We start from the raw sequence: 2750 nt of genomic DNA on the forward strand, positions 1-2750 counted from the left end.
GGATTAATCTGACACTCTAGCATCTTTGGCTTCCCTTGAGAATGAAATAGCCCTGTAACATACCCTACCATTACTTCTTTGTCTCAAACAGTGCGTTACGCGGAAATCTCATTAACGAGATTTCAAAGCCATGTTTTGACCGCGTAACATACCCTACCATTACTTCTTTGTCTCAAACAGCTTCTTGCAAATTGATGAGACCTGCGCGTTGGGTTCCACTTCGTTTTACCCAACCTAAAGACGAAAAAATCGATGTATAAAGATATCGGGACGTTGGTGGCAACGTCCCGAAAATTAACTCAAATCAATTGCAAGATTACAGCGAGATTATACCTCGATCGCTTCTTCAAGCATTAACTTCGAGTGTTTGAGTTGTTCGGGAATTTGAATCGGGTAATCTCCCGTAAAACAGGCCGAACAGAAGCGATCGCGCCCTTTCCCCGTCGCATCCAGCATCCCTTCCCAACTCAAATACGCCAGAGAATCCACGCCGATTTGTTCGCGAATTTCCGCCACCGACTTCGTCGCCGCAATCAACTGCTTCTGATTGTCCGTGTCGATTCCGTAAAAACAGGGGTGCGTCACGGGCGGCGACGACACGCGCATATGCACTTCCGTCGCACCCGCTTCCCGCAACGCTTTCACCAACTTGCGGCTGGTGGTTCCCCGAATGATCGAATCGTCCACGATAACAATCCGCTGACCCTCCAATACGTCCTTGAGGGGATTCAACTTCATGCGAATTCCCGACTCCCGCATATGTTGCGTCGGCTGAATAAACGTGCGTCCGACGTAGCGGTTTTTAATCAACCCTTCCGCGTAGGGAATTCCTGAAACTCGCGAAAAGCCGATGGCCGCCGGAATTCCCGAATCGGGAACGCCGATGACCATATCCACGTCCGCCGGAGACTCCTTCGCCAACACCTCGCCGATGCGAATCCGATAGCTGTAGAGACTTTCGCCGTTTGTCATGCTGTCGGGACGGGCAAAATAGATATTCTCGAACACGCACAGCTTCGGCGACGACTCGTCGGCCCACATTTGCGAAGAAATGCCGTTTTCGTTGGCGAACACCAGTTCTCCCGGCTGCACGTCCCGCACGTAACGCGCTCCGATGATGTCTAAACCGCAGGTTTCCGAGGCGAAGACGTAATCGTTGAGTTCGGTGTCCAGTTTGCCGATGACGAGGGGACGCACGCCGTTGGGATCGCGGGCGGCGAAAATGCCGATGGGGGTGCCAAGGGTCAAGCTAAAGGCTCCGCGACAGAGTTTTAAGGCGCTTGCCATCGCCTCCTGCCAGTCTTGTCCGCGATCGACCTCCGTCGCAATGGCCAGGGCGATCGCTTCCGAGTCGCTGCTCGTCTCGAAATCGCAGTTGCGGCGATCGAGTTCTTCGCGCAATTCTCGGGTATTGACAAGATTGCCATTGTGTGCTAATGCAAGCGTTCCCAACCGGGTTTCAACTAAGGCCGGTTGAGCATTTCTCACGTGGCTCGATCCCGTCGTGGAATAGCGGTTGTGACCGATGGCCATCGTACCGGGAAGTTGGCTGAGAATTTCCTCGTTAAAGACGCGAGAAACCAGTCCCATGTCTTTGTAGCAATGAACCCGATCTCCCTGAAACGTTGCAATTCCAGCGGATTCTTGACCCCGATGTTGCAAAGCGTACAAGCCAAAATAGGTAAGTTTAGCTACATCTTCGTTCGGAGCGTAGACGCCGAAAACGCCGCAGGCTTCTTCGGGTTTGTCCGGTCGGGTTTCGTCGCGGGAGAGGGAAGGGGTGGGAATCATTGTTATGAGAACCGTTCCTAATAAGGGAGCGTGTGGTGGAAAAAAAATGAGAACAATCCACTTACACTGTATCGTTTTGTTACGTAGGATGCCAAAGTTACAGCCCCCGCAATCTTAATATTTCCTTAATTTAATGGCAATCTGGGGTTAAGGGATAGGGAATCCGTGGGAGCGGGACGGCGATCGTCATGGGAACGGGTCGGGAACTGATGTTTCCCCCGATTACCCCATGGATGCGATGGGAGACTTGACGGATATTGAGGCTGGCGTGCGATCGACTTCTGAAGGGTCTCCTCGTCTCCCTGGTGTTGATTGACCTGATTTGGGGAGTTCAGTTCCGTTGGTTTATCGTCGTGGTGCGTTTGGCGTTTTTCCCCGATCTCGCCATCAACGTCTATGCAGAAACTCGAGGTCGATCGCCCTCAATTTCTCTCTCGAAAGATTAAGAAAAGATTTTCACAAGATTATCAACTCTTAAAAAGGCCACTTTGCAGGTTTCCACCCCAAGTTTAAGGCTGTAGAGTAAAAGGCGTGTTCAGTCATCTTGCCGAGGTCAACAGCGATGCCAAGCACCAAAACCCTTGAAAAAACCATCAAAAAAGCAGCCAAGAGCGTCTTGGTGAGCCAAGGAATCGATGTCGGAAATCGACGAGGCAATAAAGAATTAGATTTTATTGCGAGAAAAATTGCCAGCGTCTCCTCGGGGGATTTACAAGATGCCGAAGAAAAGGGACAGAAGTTAGGCGAAAAAATATCGGAATTGTCCGAACAACGGGGCAAAAAAAATCTCGATCGCGGTGTCGTCCGACAAGTGGCTCTCGAAGGCGAATTTTTCCCCATCGCGAAATCGAATCGCAAAGCCGCCTTGCCTACCACTGTGAAATCCGACCCCCTAGCGACTTCAACGACGGAACCGGACAGGGAACCCGTCCCCGCTGAGGACCCCACAGCCCCCACAG

At 51.6% G+C, this 2750-nt stretch carries 3 protein-coding genes; 2 read left to right on the forward strand and 1 reads right to left on the reverse strand.

All coding sequences use genetic code 11. From position 1 onward, the window contains the following. Nucleotides 1-327: 327 nt before the first annotated feature. Nucleotides 328-1791, reverse strand: a complete 1464-nt coding sequence (gene purF / locus ACP5D4_RS17120; RefSeq protein ID WP_428012831.1) for an amidophosphoribosyltransferase — start codon at nucleotides 1789-1791, stop codon at nucleotides 328-330. Between the two features lie 305 nt (nucleotides 1792-2096). On the opposite strand from purF, the gene ACP5D4_RS17125 reads away from it, so the two are divergent. Both ACP5D4_RS17125 and ACP5D4_RS17130 read left to right on the forward strand, forming a co-directional pair. After that, nucleotides 2097-2237: a hypothetical protein gene (locus ACP5D4_RS17125; RefSeq protein WP_428012832.1), complete on the forward strand. Its 141-nt coding sequence runs from the start codon at nucleotides 2097-2099 to the stop codon at nucleotides 2235-2237. Between the two features lie 116 nt (nucleotides 2238-2353). Further along, a partial coding sequence (locus ACP5D4_RS17130) for a hypothetical protein (RefSeq protein ID WP_428012833.1) occupies nucleotides 2354-2750 on the forward strand: 397 nt, incomplete at its 3' end.

The sequence above is a fragment of the Baaleninema sp. genome, assembly GCF_049974805.1.
Lineage (GTDB): Bacteria > Cyanobacteriota > Cyanobacteriia > Cyanobacteriales > Geitlerinemataceae > Baaleninema.

Bases quoted from the DNA above. Each gene is read 5' to 3' on its own strand.
- purF (WP_428012831.1), bottom strand. From the start codon at position 1,791: ATGATTCCCACCCCTTCCCTCTCCCGCGACGAAACCCGACCGGACAAA.